Raw genomic sequence first — 17,589 nt, forward strand, 5'->3', positions numbered from 1 at the left:
CGTGGGGGCGCACAATGGTCAGCCGCCTGCTCCGCTCGACAGGGTGTCGGGCGGTCCGGCGGGGCGGGTCGCACGGCGCCTGACCGTTGGATCGCGCCGCACCGATGGCGATGCGGGAGGCGGTTGTTGGGAGGCCGGCGCCGACGGCCGACCAGTTCGCCACTGTTTGAACTGCCCACATGCCATCGCACCCCACCCCAGGGCAAGCCCCGCGGAGAGCACATATTCGGCCGGTGTCGCGGACAACGTCACGGCGCGGGCGATCGCGTCAATCGACATGATGGTCTGAGCAAGGAACAACCAGACCAAACAGGAATCCGACCATCCCAAGGAGCGATCGTTGCGCTTGGTCGGCCTCGGGGCCGCCGTTTTCGATCGGGGGCTCATCCCACTCGGTACCCCCGGGACTGGCCTTGACGGGCCAGTTCATCGAGGTCGGCGAGCAGGCTGGGACCCATCAGGCGGTGCCAGAACACGAAGCCGCTGCCGAGCATGGCGTAGACCACCAGCATTCCGGTTGGGAGGAGCCGGAATCCTGGCCGCAATGTTTGGGCGAGAAGTACCAGCATCGAGCCGCCGCCGAGGGTGATCATCACCCAGATGAAGCGTCTCTGCTTCTCCAGCCGGTGCCGCTCGGCGAGGATGTGGGCATGCCACCACGGCGGATGGATTCGATCCGGGAGGCGGCGATTGTCCTGCGCCTCATAGAATTCGAGCTGGAGCGCCCACACGCCGAACCGTTGATAAGTATCGCTTCGACGACCGACTATCCCAACGCCGAACCCGGTGGCGAAGTACACCGCTGCCCACAACCAACCGGGGTAGAGGTCGGAAATCGAGATGCCCAGCGCGCCCAGCCCACACAGAATCGGCCCTGCCGCCCACATGCGTCGAATTCTGCGAAGCAGGCCGCGCAAGCGATCGCGTGCCGCTACCGACGAGGCGGATCCGAGTCTCTGCACCGTTCCTCCCGATGGATATGCACCAGTTCGATATGCACCGAAACGCCACCAGTCAGGCAGGTACCGGAGATCCGCTGGAGATGCGAAACTCGTTTCCGCTTCGACTTGGCTACTACAGCTGGAACCCCGATGGAAACGGAACCCCGACCCCTGTCACACCGCCGTGTAAACCCGCTGCCATTTCGGGGTTTACACAGGTAACGACTGGGACATCAGGTCGGAATCGCGCGGGGTGATCCATGCCACAGTGACACCGCAGGCCCTAGAATTCGACTCTGTGAACCACCGCGATCAAGGCCGCGAAGCGCTCGCAGAACGCATTCAGCAACTTCGTGGCGAACATCCGGAGTTGAGTTTGCGGGCCATCGGTGACCGGGCTCAGGTCAGCCACACCACGGTCGCGCGAGCGCTGTCGACGGCCGACAAGCTGCCGTCGTGGCCTTCGATCGCCGCGATCGCTCGCGTCCTGGGCGGTGCGGGTAGCGATGTCGAAGCCTTGTGGCTCTGGGCCTCCACCGGTACGCCCCCGGAATCCGGGCCGAACTCCGACGACGCCGTGACACTGGCCGAGGCCACGGCATCGCGCCGACCGCGCTGGTTCATTCCGACCTGCGTCGCCGTGGCCGTCACGATGATGATCCTCGCCATCGTGCACAGCGCCGTCCCACCCCAATCGCACGCGGATCGATGGCTCGGCAACGTCGCGCAAACCGTGTTCGCCACCGCGGCGACCCTCGCCTTCGCCGTCAACGCACGCCGCGCCCACGCACCCGAGCGCCGCTGGCTACTCGTCGCCTGCCTGGCCAGTGGCTGCTGGACCGCGGCCATGGTGTGCTGGACCGTCGTTCACGAAATCGGCGGCGACCATGACCGTGGCACCACGCTCGCCGAGGTCGGCTTCCACGGCTACTCCCTGCTGATGCTCACCGCGCTGTGGCTGCGCCTGCGACCCGCACTCGGCCGGGCACCTCGCGGCGACACTCTCCGGACGGTAGCGCTCGCCGCGGTTGCGGCCCTGTCGATTCCGGCGCTGATCTGGATCCTCGCCGCCCTGCTGCACACGAACCCCGCCGACCCACCCGACAACACCGCGATCCGATTGACCTACCTGTACCCGATCGCCGACGCCGCCATGCTCGCCCTGGCCCTGCTCACCGACGCGCACGGCCGCTGGAGCACCCAATCACGTTTGCTCGCAACAGCATTCGTCGCCCACACCGCCGCCGCCATCCTTGCCACCATCGACATCGCCGCCGACGCGAGCACCGACCTGGTCGCCAGCTCCGAACTCGGATTCACCAGCTTCACCGCACTACTCGCCCTGGCCGCCATCACACCCGCCGACCACCACACCCCCTCGCCACGCCTGCACCACCGCATCGCCCGTGGCTTGCAAGCAACGGGACTCATCGCCGTCGCCATCTACATCCTCGCCCCGGCCACCGGGCACCTCCCGGCAGCCATCAATTCCGGTATCGCCGCAGGCATTGCCCTGCTGCTGGTCGTCGCCCTCCTCGCCAGCTTCTATCACCCGACCCGCAACCCCCGACCCCTTCCATAGTCGGGGGGTGCGGCCCGGACCCTGCAGGAAACTAGACGGGGCGAAGACCCGCTCCGACGCCGCCGGTGGCGTTGACGGCTTGCAGGATTTCCATGATCGGCCGGAAGTATGCGGGCGAGTGCATCGGCGATGCGGCGTTGACACACTGCATGTCGACGCCGAGCGGGTTGTAGTGCCCCTGATTCATGCCGACGAGTTGATCGCCCACGGTCACCGATCCACCGGAATCGCCGGGGACGGAACAGGATTGGTTGATGATCCGGTCACCCATCGGACCCCAGACCACACCGCAGTCGTAACCGCTGGACCGCCCGCTCGAGCAGACGGTCGCCCCCGTCCCCGGTGGTGCCCCGAACCCGGCGATCGTGGTCTGCCCCACGCTGCGCACCGGTGTCACCTTCGAGGGCTCGAATTCGATGATCGCGTAATCGAGGCCGCGCCCTTGATCGGAGAACACCACGGTGCCCACCGGACCGGCCGCCAGCGCGCGTTCCACGCGAACCGACGCGCCGGCCCCGGCACAATGCCCCGCGGTGAGACCGACCAGCCGACCGGACCCGTCGTAGCCGATCGTGGTCAACGAACAGGTGACACTGTCGTCCAACACGATCCCGGAGCTGCCACCCAACGGTGGCGGATCCGCCGCGGCGGGCCCCGCTGCGGCGGCGACAGCGCTTGCGGCGCACGCGATGAACACCACTACGAGATGACGTCGTTTCATTGCCCGAAATCCTTTGCGTAGAAGTGGGAATGGTCTGACGCGCCTACCAGTACTGGCCTACGACGAGCACGGCACCCGGATCCTCCGGGTCGAAGGGATTCAAGACCCCGATGAACGTGCCGCCACCGGGGTGCGCCGCGGCCTCGGCCGCGATCTCGTAGGTGCTGGCGAAGGTGCTGCCGTCGGGCTGGATCAGCTGGGAATCCGGTTCCAAGTCCACGCGCTGAACCCCGGCGGGCACCAGTGCGTCGATCGCACCGGGAATCGGGCCGGCGGCGAAGGCCGCGTTCTCACTCGGCAAGAGCACGACACCGGTGGCATCGGGACTGGTGAACGGCACCGCGGCCGAGGCCGCTCCCGAGCCGAGGACCAGGGCTGCGGCCGCGCTTGCCGACAGTGTCGTCAGGACGAAGATGGCACGAGTACGCATTTCAGCTCGCTTTCCGGGAGTGGTGCCGATCGATGGCGGTCCGCGATGAGGGACCTCTGACTGCGATCGGAACCAGAATGAGTCGATCCGACTCGGCAACTAGAGCTGGAACACCACTGTCAACGGAAGGTCGGTGGCTGTCACACCCTGTTGGAAACCCCGTCACACCGTGGGGTTTCCACCGCTCATCACCCCTCCGGAGCGCGTCGATCAGGCTGGGTGATCCACACCACTGTGACAAGGACGCCCAGCAATACACGGCCGGGCGGCCGGCTCCGTGAGCACTCGGCAAGCACCCGTCAGCCGCGGTACATGGCGTCGATTGTGTCGGCGTAGCGGGTGGTGATGATGTGGCGCTTGACCTTGAGGGTGGCGGTTAGTTCGCCGGATTCTTCGGTCAGGTCGTGGTCCAGGAGGGCGAACTTCTTGATGGCTTCGGCGTGGGAGACGGTGGTGTTCGCGTCGTCTATGGCTAGTTGCAGCTCGGCTCGTAGGGCGGGGTCTGCACGGAGGTCGGCGACCGTCGCGGGGGCGGGTTTGCCGTTGGTGGCTTTCCAGGTTTGGAATGCCTCCGGGTCGATGGTGAGCAGCGCGGTGATGAAGGGGCGGCCGTCGCCGAGTACTACTGCCTGCGAAATCAGTGGGTGTGAACGGATTCGGTCTTCCAGGGGGCCGGGTGAGACGTTCTTGCCGCCGGCGGTGACGAGGAGGTCCTTCTTGCGGCCGGTGATCGAGAGGAAGCCGTCCTCGTCGAGGACACCGATGTCGCCGGTGCGCAGCCAGCCGTCGCGGACCGCTGCTGCCGTGGCTTGGTCGTTGTGCCAGTATCCGGCGAACACGACACCGCCGGACAGCTCGATCTCGCCGTCCTCGGCGATGCGAACCGCGTTGCCGCCCAAGGGTTGTCCCACACTGCCGATCTTGATCGCACCGGGCACGTTGACGCAGTGCGCGGCGGTGGATTCGGTCATTCCGTAGCCCTCGTAGATCGGGACGCCGACACCGCGGAAGAAGTGGCCCAGCCGCGGGGCCAGTGCGCCGCCGCCGGAGATGGCGAACTCGCAGTGCCCGCCCAGGGCCGCGCGCAGCGGTGCGTACACCAGTCGATCGCACAGGGCATGTTGGAGGCGGAGGAGCGGGCTCGGGTGGAATTCGCCTGTGCTGTCAGCTGTTTCGCTCCAGCGGATGGCGGTCCGCTCGGCGTATCGGAATACCGCGCCCTTGACCTTGCCGCCCGCCCGCGCCTTCTTGTCCGCACCGTCACGGACCTTCTCGAAGACTCGCGGTACCCCGAGAATCGTGTGCGGGCGGAAGCGCGTGAACTGCTCGGTAATGGTTTTGAAGTCCGCCCAATGCGCCTGTGTCATACCGCCTTCGAAGGCGGCCAGCGAGACGGCGCGCGCCAGCACGTGCGCGAGCGGCAGGAAAGTGAGCATGCGCTGCCCCGGGCGCGCGACCTCGCCGATGCTGGCGTGCAGGATGCCGCGCACCTCCGAGAGCAGGTTGCGGTGGGTGAGCATGCAGCCCTTGGGACGGCCGGTGGTGCCCGAGGTGTAGACCAGCGAGGCGAGACCGTCCGCACGCAATCCGTCGAGGCGCTCGCGCAACACCGCGTCCGCGGTCTGCTCACCGTCGGTGATCAGGATGGCTTCGGCACCATCGTCGATCACCACCATCCGCTGCAGGCTGTCCGGCGCGGCGTCGAGCAGGTCCTTGTGCCGAGCGGTCTCCACCACCGCGAGCGCCGCACCCGAGTCCTCGAGAATCCAGCGCACCTGCTCGGCGGAGGACGAGTCGTAGACCGGGACGGTGACCGCGCCCGCCGCCCAGATCGCGAAGTCGAACAGCGTCCATTCGAATCTGGTCGCCGACAGCAGTACGACGCGGTCGCCGGGCCGAATCCCGTTGGCTATCAACCCTTTCGCAACCCCGGAGACCAGGCGCGCGAACTCCGCGGCGGTGACATCGAGCCAGCGATCCCCGGACGGCCGAGAGAACAGCACCCGCTCCGGCGTCTGCTCGGCCTGGGTGTAGACCGAGCGGACGATCGTCTCGTCCTCGGCGATGGCGAAGGTGCTCGCCGTGGCGAATTCACGCATGATCGTCTCCAATCGTCGAATCGGGGTGACCGAGTCGCCGCAGCGCTCGCGCCAGGTCGGCAATCTCCCGGGTGGTCCATTCGGCCGTGCGCTCGCCCAGCCGAGTCAGATCGTGTCCGATCGCCGCCGACAACGCGGCCCGCCCCGCATCGGTCAGATGCAGCGGGAAGCCGACGCGCAGGTTGCCTTCCCCCGCCTCGAGCCAACCCTCATCCATCAAGGTCCGCACCTGCCGCGACACCGTCGACCGGTGTACTCCGAACATCTCGGCGATCTCCGTGGCACGGCACCCCGGTTTCCGGTCGACATACGACAGCACCGACTGCTGGGTGAACGACGGCACCCCTTCGGCGGCCGGGCGCCCGGCCACGATCTCGCGGACGATCCCCGTCAAGCCGTCATGGACCGCGAGCAGTTCGGCGGACCACCGCCCCGGTTGGTGTTGCATCACGCAACTATAACCTCACGCCGGCACCTCCCCACGCAACCCCACGTCCACTCCTCCCCGAGGCCTCGAAACTCACTGCACCGGCAACATCGGCCAACAAGCGGTGATGCCGGACTGCATCTCCTATTGCGCACCAAATCTCTTGCGGCCGAGTATGTTCACGATCCTGTGGACGCAAGAAACCCCGAGTGGGTGTACGACTCTGTCGTTGAATTCGTGGAGAACTACCTCAGCCTCGTTTACCGGCGAGAAGTCGATAACGGCCGTCGAGTGTGGTGCCAGGAGTGGTGGAAGCACGCCGAGGCTGTCGCGCGATTGGATGCCATGTGGCGGACGTGGGAGCACTATCGACTCGACTGCAATACGGGATTGAGCGTGTGGTTTCTCGACCACGCCGATCCGCATATGCGCGTCCTGTTCGACCTGGACGGCCCCTTCCAGTACTGCTCCATCAAATCCGGGCACTCCGACCAGATATCGCCACTGCCGCTGAAGTCGCCACCGTCCGGCCTTTTCCGCTTGTCCTGAACTCGCGGATTCAGCCGGTGATCAGCTGTTGCATGGCGGTGGCGACCACCGCGTCTCCGTGCACGCTGGGGTGCCAAGGGAATCCGAGTGGGTCGGAGCGCGGGTCGAATACCCCGTCCAGCCAAGGGTCCGAGGTGCAGGGGCCGTGACCGAGGGTGACCGCTCGGGCGTCGAGGAAGTCCGCGTTCAGGAGGGCTGCGGCTTCGCGCTGGGCCGTGTCGAGGCGATCCAGGAACGCGGTGATCGCGCCCGCTCGGGGCTGCACGACATCGATGCCGAGGATGCTTGCACAGGCGGAATCGCCACCGGGAGAGTGAATTTCCGGGTATCCGACGAAGACGATGCGCGCATTGGGGGCGTAGTAGCGGATGTAGTTCACCGCTTGGCGGACTCGGTCGGCGTAGGCCTCGCCGGTGACGGCGTCGGCGTCGGGGACGCGGCCTTGGGCTGCGGCTTCCGGATCGCAGCCGTCGATCAGGTCGGTCAGGCACGTCACCGCGTGGGCCATGGAGACCGGGTTATCGGTTCCCCAGGCGTCATTCATGCCGAGTTGAATCGTCACGGTGTGGGTGCTCGGCCCGAACGCGTTGTCGGACATGGCCAGTTTCACCTGATGCACCAGTGTCCAGCCGACGGTGTCGATCGCCGCGCCCTGGCACGAGGTGTCCTCGACGTCGCCCGGCGACAAACCCAGACGCTGCGTCAACTGCGTCGGCCATGCTGTGGACACATGCTTGCAGCCGACCCCTTCCGTGTTCAGCAGGTCGAGGATCTCGCCGTTGGCGGAGAAGGAATCGCCGATGACCACGAGGGTTTTGCCGCCGGGAGTCTCCGCCGTGGTCGGCGACGCCAGTGCGGCGACCAGCATCGCCCCGCAGGCCGTGGATGCCGCGAGCAGCCGCAATCGAACCGAATTCCGCACTGGCCGTGCACCTCCCATCGCTTCGTTGCGATATGCGAAGCGTCATCGCTTCAGATTTGATGGCTCACTGTAGCCGCGCGACGCTCACGCCACCGGCGATCGCTAGATCGTCATGCAGATGTGTTGCCGGACCGCACGTTCGTTCATCTTCCAGTGACGGTGACCAGACAAGCTGGGAGTGGGCACGCGGGTGGCCTGGTGCCGAACCCGGAATCTTGTGCGTCCGCGAGGGCTCGCGGAACGAATACTGAAGACGACGAGCGCAGGATGTGCAGCCTTGACTATCGACACGACGCTAGAGCAGCCGACGACCCCACCGACGGGGACCGCGGCCGCATCGACGCGCGGCAGTGAGTACGCGACCCTGATGCGGCGAATCCGGCAGGCGGGCTTGCTGGATCGGCGCATGCGGTTCTACGGATGGCGAAGTGCGGTCACCGCAACGGCTTTCGTGGGCGGCTGGGCGGCATTGTGGCTGATCGGGGACTCGTGGTGGCTGTTGGGCGTCGCCGCCTTCCTCGCCATGGTGTTCGCGCAGCTGGCGTTTCTCGGACATGACGCCGGACACCAGCAGATCTTCGGGACCAAGCGGGCCAACCAGTGGTACGGGCTCGTGGTCGGCAATCTGGCCACCGGAGTGAGCATCGGCTGGTGGACCAGCAATCACAACCGGCACCACGCGCACCCCAACACCGAGGGCGCCGATCCCGACGTCGAAGGAGTGCTGGCCCATTCCGGCGCGCGGGCGATGGCCGGAAAGGGCTGGCGGCGCTTCATCTTCCGATACCAGGCCTGGCTGTTCTTCCCGCTGCTGCTACTCGAGGCGGGCAGCCTCCACTTCGCGAGCGTGCGAGCAGTACTGAGCTGGCCGATCCCGCACCGTCTGCGCGAGGGCGCAGCGCTCGCCGCACACGCGATCATCTACCTGAGCGCGGTATTCCTCATCCTCTCCCCGGTCCATGCACTGGTCTTCATCGCCGTCCAGCAGGGCCTGTTCGGCTTCTACATGGGATGCACCTTCGCCCCGAATCACAAAGGCATGGCGGTACTCCCGGAGAACGACCGCACGGACTTCCTCCGCCGCCAGGTCCTCACCTCCCGCAACGTCCGCGGCAGCATCCTGACCGACCTCGCCCTCGGCGGCCTCAACTACCAGATCGAACACCACCTCTTCCCCTCCATGCCTCGCCCCGCTCTCCGCGCCGCCCAGCCCCTGGTCCAAACCTTCTGCGCGGAAGCAGGCATCCCCTACGCCGAAACCACCCTCCTCGACTCCTACGCCCAAGCGCTACGCCACCTCAACGAGGTAGGCCGCCAAACCCGCCGCTAGCGGGCCGGGCGGCACCGGAATTACTGCGCGAGTAGTTTGCGGAGGCTGGTGAGGACGTAGCCGGGGTTTTCGTCGAGGACCCAATGGTCGGCGTCGGGGACGACGTCGGTGGTCACGGTCGTGGCGACTCGCGTCATCATGGTGCCGACGGCGGAGCCGATGCCGTCCTGGCCGCCGAGGCCCAGCACCGGGATGGTGAGTTTGCCGTCCTTTTCGATCAGGGCGTCAATGGCCTTGTCGCCGGCCGGTTTCTGGCGGTAGTACTCCAGCCCGGCGTGGGTGCGGCCGGGACGGCTGAAGGCGGCGATGTAGGCGTCGCTCTCGGCCCGGTCGATCGCGCCGTTCTTCGCCGCCCGATAGAACTGGCCGTAAAACGCGGATTCCTTGCCCTCGATCAGCTGTTCGGCGAGCTGGTCCTTGGGTCCCAGCGCCAGCCAATCGAACCAGAGCACGTCGGGTTTCGACAGCGCCACCTTCGCGTAATCGCTGCTCGGCGCGGCCTCCATGATCGCCAGATGACCCAGGTCCGAACGGTATTCGTCCGCATAGGCCAAGGCGATCTCACCGCCCCAATCGTGGGCGAACAGGTCGAAGCGGCCCAGATTCAAGTGCTGAGCGACCGCGTGCACATCCGTGGCGACGCTCAGGGCCTGATAGCCGTCGTCGGATTTTGCGAAGCCGGAGTCACCCATGCCGCGCAGATCGATCGCGACCACGGTGTGATCCTTGGCCAGATCGGGGGCCAATTTCGACCACGCACGCCAGGTTTCGGGCCAGCCGTGCAACAACACGATGCCGGGCCCGTGTCCGCCGACCACGTAATGCACCTGCACGCCGTCGTTGTCGATGGTGCCATCGCGGAACCCCGGCAGCGGGTCGGTGGCGGTCGGAGCCGACGACGAGCAGGACGTGACCAGCGCGCCGACCGCTACCAGCGCGGCGGCGACTGGCAGCAGTCTGTGACGGAATACGTTGAACCGCATACTATTTGGAACCTCTCCGGGGTTGTACAGCCTCATCCGGCCGGGGGAACCTGGCCCCAATCACTGCCGCCACCCTGAACCCCGCCCCTGGCAGACCGCTGGCAGTGCCGGCATTCATCTGCTGGCCCGGGTCCCGAACCCGCTAATCAGGGTTCACTCCAAGGCATTCCGCCAAGTCTCCAAGCCGGTGTCGACGTCCCAAGCCCAACAGATACTTAGGCCATTGGTCCGATACCGCGGCGGCTTGCAGGTACCTACGGTCCTGGGTATGACCATGGAAACCCTGATTGCCGACCGTCTCGAAATCTCCGACCTGTTCAGCCGTTTCGGGCAGTTGCTCGATGAGCATCACTGGGAGGCAGCCAACACGGTGTTCGCCCCCGACATCACCGTTACCTCGCCGCGGGCGGGAAAGCTGACGGGAATTGATCAGGTCATCGGCTACATTCGACAATCCGTGGTCGAGGGAGAACATACCCAGCACATCACCACCGACCTGCAGGTCGATATCGACGGCGACCAGGCGGCCGCTTCGGCGAACTCGCAGGTCTACTTCTACCGTGACGGCCAGGCTCCCCACCAGACAAGCGGGCTGCGATTGGTCGCGGGTGTCGTCCGCACGCCGATCGGCTGGCGACTGAGTAGTACGCGCACAATCCTCGCCTGGGTGCGCAAGGACTAGCGTGGCAAATCAAACACCCCGATGCCCCCTCGAGCATCGGGGTGTGCTCAATTCGAGTTGCAGTACAGAGACTTGATCACTCGTCCAATAGCATATATGCGCAGCGTGCGTGCCGCAAATATGCGGCACGCGCAGGCGGTGAAGCAGCTTCAGCGCCGGCCACCCTCGGGTTTACTCGTGAGCACCAGGAACCGCGGCACCTATCGAAGGATGACGCATATTTGCTGGCTTCATGATGCAAATATAGAATGAGGGAGATCGAAACATCGGGGACGGACTTCACGGGCCCCACCGGCCCCAAGGTGCCGACCCCGAATCCAGGGAGGAGCCAGGGTGCCGACTTACGACAGGACGACCGCAACCGACTTCCTCAACCAGGCTTTCCAAGACGAAGCAGCGGTTATGCGCGTGGACCCACCCGAGCCCGGCGACAACCCGCTCCCCTACATTCCCGTCGACAAAGCCATCGGGGCAAACGTCCTGCGCTACCGAGAGGCCGCGGGTCTCAGTCAAACCGCGTTGTCTCGTCGCCTGTCCACACACGGCATGCACATCGCACAGCGTCAGATCTCAGAGCTGGAAAACGGCAATCGAACCCTGAAACTGACCGAAGCGGTCGCCCTGACCCACGCACTCCGTATCACGATCGATCAACTATTGGCGGGCGTGCAGTTCGCCGGTAATGGCCAGCGCTCGCCGCACCCTTGATCGAGGATCGCCTGCCTGGCGCCATCCACGCCCCGTCGCCGCTCGGCGCTGGTGAGCCGCACCGGCGGATCGGCGAAGACAGTGGGCCGCTTCCCTCGAGCTGCTATGGCGTGAATGTCCTTCCGTCAGAAGGAAGATAAGCGCGCGAGTTCGACGCGGCTGGCCACACCGAGTTTCGGGAAGGCCCGGTAGAGGTGGTGGGCAACGGTTTTCGGGCTGAGGAACAGTTTGGCGGCGATCTCCTTGTTGGTCGCGCCTCCCGCTGCCAGCTTGACCACTTGTAGTTCTTGCGGGGTCAATGCTGCCGAGGATTTCACGGTGGGCTTCTCAGGCAGTGGCGTTTGATCGCCAGCGGCGAGCAGTTCGAGACGAGTGTGGTCAGCCCACGGGAGAGCGTCGAGCCGGTCGAATATCTCGACAGCCTGACGCAGGGCGCCGCGGGATTCGCCGATTTCGCGTTCGCGGCGCAACAGTTCTCCGAGTAGCAGCAAGGTCCGCGCGTAGTCGTACCAGAGTCCCTCCGCGACTTGCAATTTCGCTGCCTCGCGATAGGCGTTGCTGTCCGAGTCGAGGAGCCCGCGTGACCGTAACCGGATCGCCTCGGCGAACGGCGATCCGAGAGCCTGCGCCCACCTTTCGATTTCGGCCATGGCTTCGCTCGCACGCTCGGGCTGCTGGGCACGGACCGCCGCCTCCACCAGATCGCGCAGCAGGTGCAACCAATGTCCGCGGATCCGGTTCGGTATTCGATACAGCGCATCGAGCCGGTCGATGGCACGGTCATAGCGCCCGTGCCCCAGATCCAGCAGGCCGAGCGCCCACTCGTTGTGCGTCACATCGATGAAATTGTCCTGGCCGTGCGCGCGCCTCGATCGCTCGATCAGGTCGCGGCAACTCTCATCGTCTCCGCGGATGGCCGCGATGAGCGCGAGATAGCCTTGCCCGGAAGCGATTGTGTTGACCTGACCGATGTCTCGTGCCACGCGAGCGGCCCGCGTCTGGATCTCTTGAGCCTCGGGCAGTCTGCCGAGCATGAGCTCGGCTGCGCCGGCGTAGACGGCCGCAGTGGTGAAGCGACCCACCATGCCCTGGTTCTGGGCATCGTCCAAAGCCCGGTAGGACAGGGTGCGCGCGTCCTCGAGATCCCCGATGAGCATGGCTTGCGCGGCAGCCACCAGCGCCAGTGCCGGATCCTCGGTGCGGTGGCCTTCCGCGACGGTCGCGCGCACGATGGCGATCCCCTCGACCAGCTCACCCGAATACAGCTTCAGTGGGCCGTCGATGGCTGCGAGCAGCGCCGAACGTTGTTCCGCGGGCAGCCGCAGAGCCGTGAGTTTCGCTCGCGCCGTTCGCGCGTGCTCCCCATCGCCGAGAAACCAGGACGCCCGGCTCGCCTCGATGAACAGCGGACCCGCCCGCACCGGTTCGACCGCCGCGACTTCTTCGGCGGCCAGCAGCAGTGCGTCGCGCGCTCGGCGCAGCTTGCCGCTCTCGAACTCGACCGAGGCCTGCACCCAACCCAACCGGGCTCGGCCCTCGGTACCGATAGGTAGTTGCATCGCCTGCCCAGCCAGGGTCGCCGCGCGCTGGAAACTTCCGGCGGCCGCCGCCCACTCGGTGGCCAAAACCATCCGACGACCGCGGATTTCGTGGTCCGGGGTGAGCCCGGCAGCACGCTCCATGGCGGCGGAGGCCGCCGAGTATCCGGCCCGATCGACCGCGCGTTCGGCCGCCGATTCCAGGAGCGCAGCGACACTCTCGTCGCGGCCGATGGTCGCGGCGGCCAAGTGCCAGGCTCGGCGATCTGGATCATCCAGCGACGCCGCCGCCAACGCGGCGTGCACCGACTGCCGTTCGTGGAACGAAGAGCCGTGGTAAACGGCCGCACGCACCAGCGGGTGTCGAAACCGAATCTCTCGCGCGGAGACCTCGATCAGGCCGGCCGCTTCACCCTCGCTGATGCCGCCTCGACCCACCTCCAGAGAGTCCAGTGCCTGCAGCGCGATCCGCGGATCACCGTGGGGCTCGGCGGCCACGGTCAACAGCGCGAGACGCCCGGCCTCGGACAGCGCGTCGACGTGTCGCCGGTACCCGCCGGCGAGCCGGTACGGAAGCGGCAGCGGTCCGATGGGCAGCTCGTCCAGATCCATGCGCGGAAATTCCAGCAGCGCCAAGGGATTTCCGGATGCCTCGCGCAGAACACGTTCGCGCATAACCGGATTGATTCCCGGCCACCGCTCCTGGAGCAGGCGCTCGGATGAGGCATCGTCCAGTGGCGGCAGGTGCAGCTCCGCGATACCGGGCAGACAGCGGGTACGGCTCGCGAACAGCATCACGATGCTCTCGGTGCCCAGGCGGCGCGCCGCGAAGCGCAGTGCTTCCGCGGACATCGGGTCGAGCCATTGGACGTCGTCGATGACGCACAACACGGGACCCTCGTCGGCGAGCTCCGCGAGCAGCGACAGCGTTGCCAGACCCACCAAGAAACGATCCATCTGATTCGGCGCGATGGTGAGGCCGATCACCGCGCGCAGCGCCTCGGCCTGGGCGGGAGGCAACGCACCCAGCGGCAGCGCAGCAGGGCGACCGACCGCCGCCAGCAGTTCCTGCAGTCCCGAGAAGGGAAACTCCGATTCACCTTCGACGCCTGTGCAGCGCAGTACCTTCCACGACTCGCCCGCGAGTTCGACAGACCGATTCAACAGCGCGGTCTTGCCCGCACCTGCCTCGGCCACCAGTTCGAGTGCCGCGCTCCGACCAGTGGCCGCGGCGTCCAAGAGAACGCCGATTCTCCGTTCTTCGAGATCCCGGCCGTACAGCATTATCCCAACCTATCCGGAACCGCAAATGTTCAGCACACCGGTATGCCTTAGAAGATTTCCCGATAACGCATTCGATCGCGAGCCGTTACCGTTGCCCAAGCGTGGCCGGTGAATATCGCAACGAACGTTCGAGGACAGCCACCAAGTGGTAAGCGAATTCTTTTGCATCGGTATGCATACCATTGCGCACACCTGGGAATTCGGTGACCTAGTTACCGAGCGTAGGCGTCGACGTTGTTGTAGAGGCCGGTGCTTGTTACGGCTGCGACGGCTATTCGGGTGTGTCCGCGGCGATCCAGCGTGCGAAGACCTCGACACGGTCCGCAGGCCAGGCACCGTCGCAGGGCATCGAACCCTGTTCGAGCCGGTGCAGAATGGCCTCCGCGTGAGTGGCGACATCCGCGTGAGACCACAGGTCGAAGGCGAAACTCATGGATTTGCGGTCCCTTTCACGGAAGAGCGGCTTGATGTCACGGGCGAAGCTCAGCGGCGACTCGGGCGTTGGGAGAGCGACAGCAGATTCGGGCTCTGGGGCGGCAAGTGCCGAGATGCGTGCGCCCGGAGTCGCATTGCACACCCACCACCAGCGTGGTATCGGCATATGGGGTGGCGGTGTGGCTCCCGGCTGCGAGTTCTCGACCGCGATCCGCGAGCCCCACTCGATGTAGGACACGAAGGCGGCCCGAAACTCCGGATCGGTCGGCAGGCCCGCGTCATCGGCCGCGCGGGTGATCAGTTGGGCCCAGCGAGCGCGCCATTCCTCGGTGAGGGCCTTGCCGGCGTGCTCGGCGACCATGTGGTCGTAGCCGCCGTACTGCTCGGTGTACAGCTTGGGCCCGCCGAAGGTTTCGGCGAGCCATGCCGCGACTCGCTCTGGATGATCGGGTGACATTCGGGCGAAGAGCGGGCCGAGCAGAGGGTCGGAGGGAACGTACTTGGTGTAGAAGTACTGGGTCATCCGAGTCAGCGCGGGCAAGCCACCGGCCCACTCGAACAGGGTCGGCTCGTCCGAGAGCGCCGGATCGGAAAAGCCTGCGTAGTAATGCATTCCGCTGCAGAATGGCTTGTTCTGCGAATGACCACAGCGGCACAGGCTGTAGTGCTCGGACGAGGCTCCGGCATTGCGCGGCCCCCCGTCCACCAGGGGGATGCCGCCGGTGACACGGTAGGGGCCGTCTTTGGATACCTCGATGGCGGGCCCTCGGCGCGGTGGCGCCGCGTCCATCCCATCGACGGCGTAACCCAGTGCACCGGAGGGACAGGCACGCACCGCCCGTTCGATCTCATCCTGGCGACCACCACTGGGTGCGACGAAAGGGTCTTCCCCGGCACGGAATACGGTCGGAAGCCGGTCGGTGCAGAACCCCGAATGCGCGCACAGGCCGCGATTGTCGAGCACGGTGACGGCGGTGCCTTCGTAGCTGTCACGCTGGTCGGGCACCCGTTGCGAGTTCTTGTCGCCGTTGAACTCGATGCGGGAGTGGCTGCCGTCGCACAGCGGCTTGGTTTCCGATGCGCCGCAACGGCACAACGCCATCTGCGGCAGCGCGCGTAGCGGCTCGCCGAGCCAGTTCGTGATGGTGACCGGATTGGTGACCAGGTACGGGCCATCCGGGGCGACCTGGATGCAGGAATCCAGCTCACTCTGCAGGGCCGCAAGCTCCGATACCCGGGCGTCGGGGTCCTCGGCGGCCAATACGGCCAAGTGCTGCAAGGCGGCCGTGGCTTCCTGTACGCCGGGGGGTGCGTCCGGCGTAGCGCGCAGTCGGGTGAGATCGGATGCCAATTGCCAAAGCGCGGAGCCGATCTCCTCATTCTCGTCGGTTGCCAGTGGGGAGTCAGGCGATGCGGGCGGATGGCCGGTCAAGGCCGTGTACACCTGAGTCAGCGGACGAATCACCGAGTTCCGCAGTGGTGCTGCATCTCCCGACGGACTGTCCGCCATCGCCTGAGCCAGGCGACGATCGAGCGACACGGCACGGTTCAGCACAGATTCCAACTCTTGGTGCACTGTCGTTGCCTCTCTCCAGATTTCAGACTCGGCGCTCCCGAACGGGACCGAACCGCATGAGGATTACTTGATTACACCGTTGCAGATGTGTGCGGCCGGTGACGTCCGCTTCGCCGAGGGCAGAAATCGTGCGGTGGGTGGATCCGGAGTGGACCCACAGAGAAGGTTGGCCAACGAACGAGGTGGGAACAATGCTCGATTGCTCAGCAATCCCTTAGTGATACTGAGCAATCGAGAACGATCCCCTACCCCGGTCAGAAGGACGGCGACGCGCAGTGTGGGCTGCTCCGGCTGGTCGACAGAGCGATCTCGCTGAACGTCCGAATCTTGTTGGTCTCGTGCGATGTTCGCCATACCAGGCCCAACTCGATCGGTGCGCCGTCGAGCACCGGGAGATACGTGACACACGGCCGTTGATGGAGCGTGGCCGCGCTACCGCCGACCAGGAACCCGCCCTCTCCTGCACTGGCCAACGCCACCATCTCCTCGAACGTGTTGGCGCGCTTACCATGAGAGATCGGGCGACCGTTCGGAGTTCGGCGCGGATTGCGATCTGCCGCGAGTGCGGCGGGCCAGGCCTCGGGTACTCGCAGGAGCCGCACCTGCGCGAGATCCTCGAAGTCGATGGCCGTGCGTGCGGCCAGCGGATGTCGAGTCGAGATCGCCAGCATGCGCCGCTCGCTGATCAGCACCGGACCGAGAGTCAGCGCGGGATCCACCAAGGGCCTATCGACCAGAACCATGTCGCGCTCCTCGCCGAGCCAACCGTCGATACCGTCGGACATGCGCACCTCGCAGATGTCGAAATCGGTTTCCGGCGAGAGCGAAAGAAATTCGCGGCCTGCCGAATACGTCAGTTGCCCGGCGGCGGCCCCGAGGAAGCCCACGGACAATCGACCCTCGAAGCCGCGGCCGGCATCGGTGGCACGCTGGATCGCTCGGTGGATCTGGTCGTAACCGGGCCGCAGATCGGTGAGCAATTGCTGCCCGATTCGGGTCAGCGCGACCCGGCGCGTGGTGCGGTCGAAGAGTCGCGCGCCGAGGCGGCGCTCCAGTCGCTGTATCGTCTGGGTTATCCGCCCGGATGTCACATGGAGTTGTTCAGCGGCACGTCCGAAGTGCAGATGGTCGGCCACCGCGAGGAATGCCTCGATCTCGTAGCGTTCCACAGTCACTAACTCGATTCATTGCCACAGAACACATCCCGTTCCCGCTCGAGGCCGCCGATCGCGGGGCTCGCGGAAACAGTCATTCGGATCTCCTGTTGCTGGTCGCCGGGTTCGCCGGTAGGTTGCGAATCCTATTCATCGGCAAAGTCTTTCGGGATTGCGACCGCACCGTAGGCGGCTTGCAGTATCGCGCCGGATTCGGCGCGGACCTTG

The 17,589-nt window shown here is 65.9% G+C and carries 15 protein-coding genes; 5 read left to right on the top strand and 10 right to left on the bottom strand.

The genetic code is table 11. The features are described 5' to 3' along the window. Positions 1 to 383 precede the first annotated feature (383 nt). The gene (locus ACFXHA_RS12670) at positions 384 to 887 is read right to left on the bottom strand and encodes a hypothetical protein (protein ID WP_379355937.1); all 504 of its coding nucleotides are present in this window, start codon (positions 885 to 887) and stop codon (positions 384 to 386) included. Between the two features lie 352 nt (positions 888 to 1,239). Between ACFXHA_RS12670 and ACFXHA_RS12675 the strand changes: the two genes are divergently transcribed. Then, entirely contained in the window at positions 1,240 to 2,523 is a 1,284-nt protein-coding gene (locus tag ACFXHA_RS12675; protein ID WP_379355939.1) for a helix-turn-helix domain-containing protein, read from the top strand. Between the two features lie 31 nt (positions 2,524 to 2,554). Here the strand turns inward: ACFXHA_RS12675 and ACFXHA_RS12680 are convergent, their stop codons facing one another. From ACFXHA_RS12680 to ACFXHA_RS12695, 4 genes are all read right to left on the bottom strand, one after another. Next, on the bottom strand, positions 2,555 to 3,244 hold the full coding sequence (locus ACFXHA_RS12680; protein WP_379355941.1) for a S1 family peptidase: 690 nt from the start codon (positions 3,242 to 3,244) through the stop codon (positions 2,555 to 2,557). A gap of 43 nt (positions 3,245 to 3,287) precedes the next feature. After that, positions 3,288 to 3,674 carry a hypothetical protein gene (locus ACFXHA_RS12685; RefSeq protein ID WP_379355943.1) on the bottom strand — a complete coding sequence of 129 codons (387 nt, stop codon included), beginning with the start codon at positions 3,672 to 3,674 and terminating at the stop codon, positions 3,288 to 3,290. A 299-nt stretch (positions 3,675 to 3,973) separates the two neighbouring features. Next, positions 3,974 to 5,773, bottom strand: coding sequence for an AMP-dependent synthetase/ligase (locus tag ACFXHA_RS12690; protein ID WP_379355945.1), 1,800 nt, complete (start codon positions 5,771 to 5,773; stop codon positions 3,974 to 3,976). Continuing rightward, positions 5,766 to 6,221: a MarR family winged helix-turn-helix transcriptional regulator gene (locus tag ACFXHA_RS12695; RefSeq protein ID WP_379355947.1), complete on the bottom strand. Its 456-nt coding sequence runs from the start codon at positions 6,219 to 6,221 to the stop codon at positions 5,766 to 5,768. The genes ACFXHA_RS12690 and ACFXHA_RS12695 overlap by 8 nt, the downstream gene beginning before the upstream one ends. A 192-nt stretch (positions 6,222 to 6,413) precedes the next feature. On the opposite strand from ACFXHA_RS12695, the gene ACFXHA_RS12700 reads away from it, so the two are divergent. After that, positions 6,414 to 6,749, top strand: coding sequence for a DUF4913 domain-containing protein (locus ACFXHA_RS12700; protein ID WP_379355949.1), 336 nt, complete (start codon positions 6,414 to 6,416; stop codon positions 6,747 to 6,749). A gap of 10 nt (positions 6,750 to 6,759) precedes the next feature. Here ACFXHA_RS12700 and ACFXHA_RS12705 read toward each other — a convergent pair whose 3' ends face one another. Next, entirely contained in the window at positions 6,760 to 7,671 is a 912-nt protein-coding gene (locus tag ACFXHA_RS12705) for an SGNH/GDSL hydrolase family protein (RefSeq protein WP_379355951.1), read from the bottom strand. A 277-nt stretch (positions 7,672 to 7,948) separates the two neighbouring features. Between ACFXHA_RS12705 and ACFXHA_RS12710 the strand changes: the two genes are divergently transcribed. Next, positions 7,949 to 9,001, top strand: a complete 1,053-nt coding sequence (locus ACFXHA_RS12710; RefSeq protein WP_379355953.1) for a fatty acid desaturase family protein — start codon at positions 7,949 to 7,951, stop codon at positions 8,999 to 9,001. A gap of 20 nt (positions 9,002 to 9,021) precedes the next feature. Here the strand turns inward: ACFXHA_RS12710 and ACFXHA_RS12715 are convergent, their stop codons facing one another. After that, positions 9,022 to 9,984: an alpha/beta hydrolase gene (locus tag ACFXHA_RS12715; protein ID WP_379355955.1), complete on the bottom strand. Its 963-nt coding sequence runs from the start codon at positions 9,982 to 9,984 to the stop codon at positions 9,022 to 9,024. 268 nt (positions 9,985 to 10,252) lie between these two features. On the opposite strand from ACFXHA_RS12715, the gene ACFXHA_RS12720 reads away from it, so the two are divergent. Beyond that, positions 10,253 to 10,666, top strand: a complete 414-nt coding sequence (locus ACFXHA_RS12720; protein WP_379355957.1) for a nuclear transport factor 2 family protein — start codon at positions 10,253 to 10,255, stop codon at positions 10,664 to 10,666. A 333-nt stretch (positions 10,667 to 10,999) separates the two neighbouring features. Further along, a complete protein-coding gene (locus tag ACFXHA_RS12725; protein WP_379355959.1) occupies positions 11,000 to 11,374 on the top strand; it encodes a helix-turn-helix domain-containing protein in 375 nt (124 codons plus the stop codon). A gap of 125 nt (positions 11,375 to 11,499) precedes the next feature. On the opposite strand, the gene ACFXHA_RS12730 is transcribed toward ACFXHA_RS12725, so the two are convergent. The 3 genes from ACFXHA_RS12730 to ACFXHA_RS12740 all read right to left on the bottom strand — a co-directional run bounded on the left by ACFXHA_RS12730 (position 11,500) and on the right by ACFXHA_RS12740 (position 17,382). Next, the gene (locus ACFXHA_RS12730) at positions 11,500 to 14,196 is read right to left on the bottom strand and encodes a LuxR C-terminal-related transcriptional regulator (RefSeq protein WP_379355961.1); all 2,697 of its coding nucleotides are present in this window, start codon (positions 14,194 to 14,196) and stop codon (positions 11,500 to 11,502) included. Positions 14,197 to 14,467: 271 nt separating this feature from the next. Then, positions 14,468 to 16,075 (bottom strand): CDGSH iron-sulfur domain-containing protein, encoded by a 1,608-nt coding sequence (locus tag ACFXHA_RS12735; protein ID WP_379355963.1) that lies wholly within the window; start codon positions 16,073 to 16,075, stop codon positions 14,468 to 14,470. A 386-nt stretch (positions 16,076 to 16,461) separates the two neighbouring features. Continuing rightward, positions 16,462 to 17,382, bottom strand: coding sequence for a LysR family transcriptional regulator (locus tag ACFXHA_RS12740; RefSeq protein WP_379355965.1), 921 nt, complete (start codon positions 17,380 to 17,382; stop codon positions 16,462 to 16,464). Between the last annotated feature and the right edge of the window lie 207 nt (positions 17,383 to 17,589).

It is taken from the genome of Nocardia sp. NPDC059240, assembly GCF_042753865.1.
Classification (GTDB): Bacteria; Actinomycetota; Actinomycetes; order Mycobacteriales; family Mycobacteriaceae; genus Nocardia.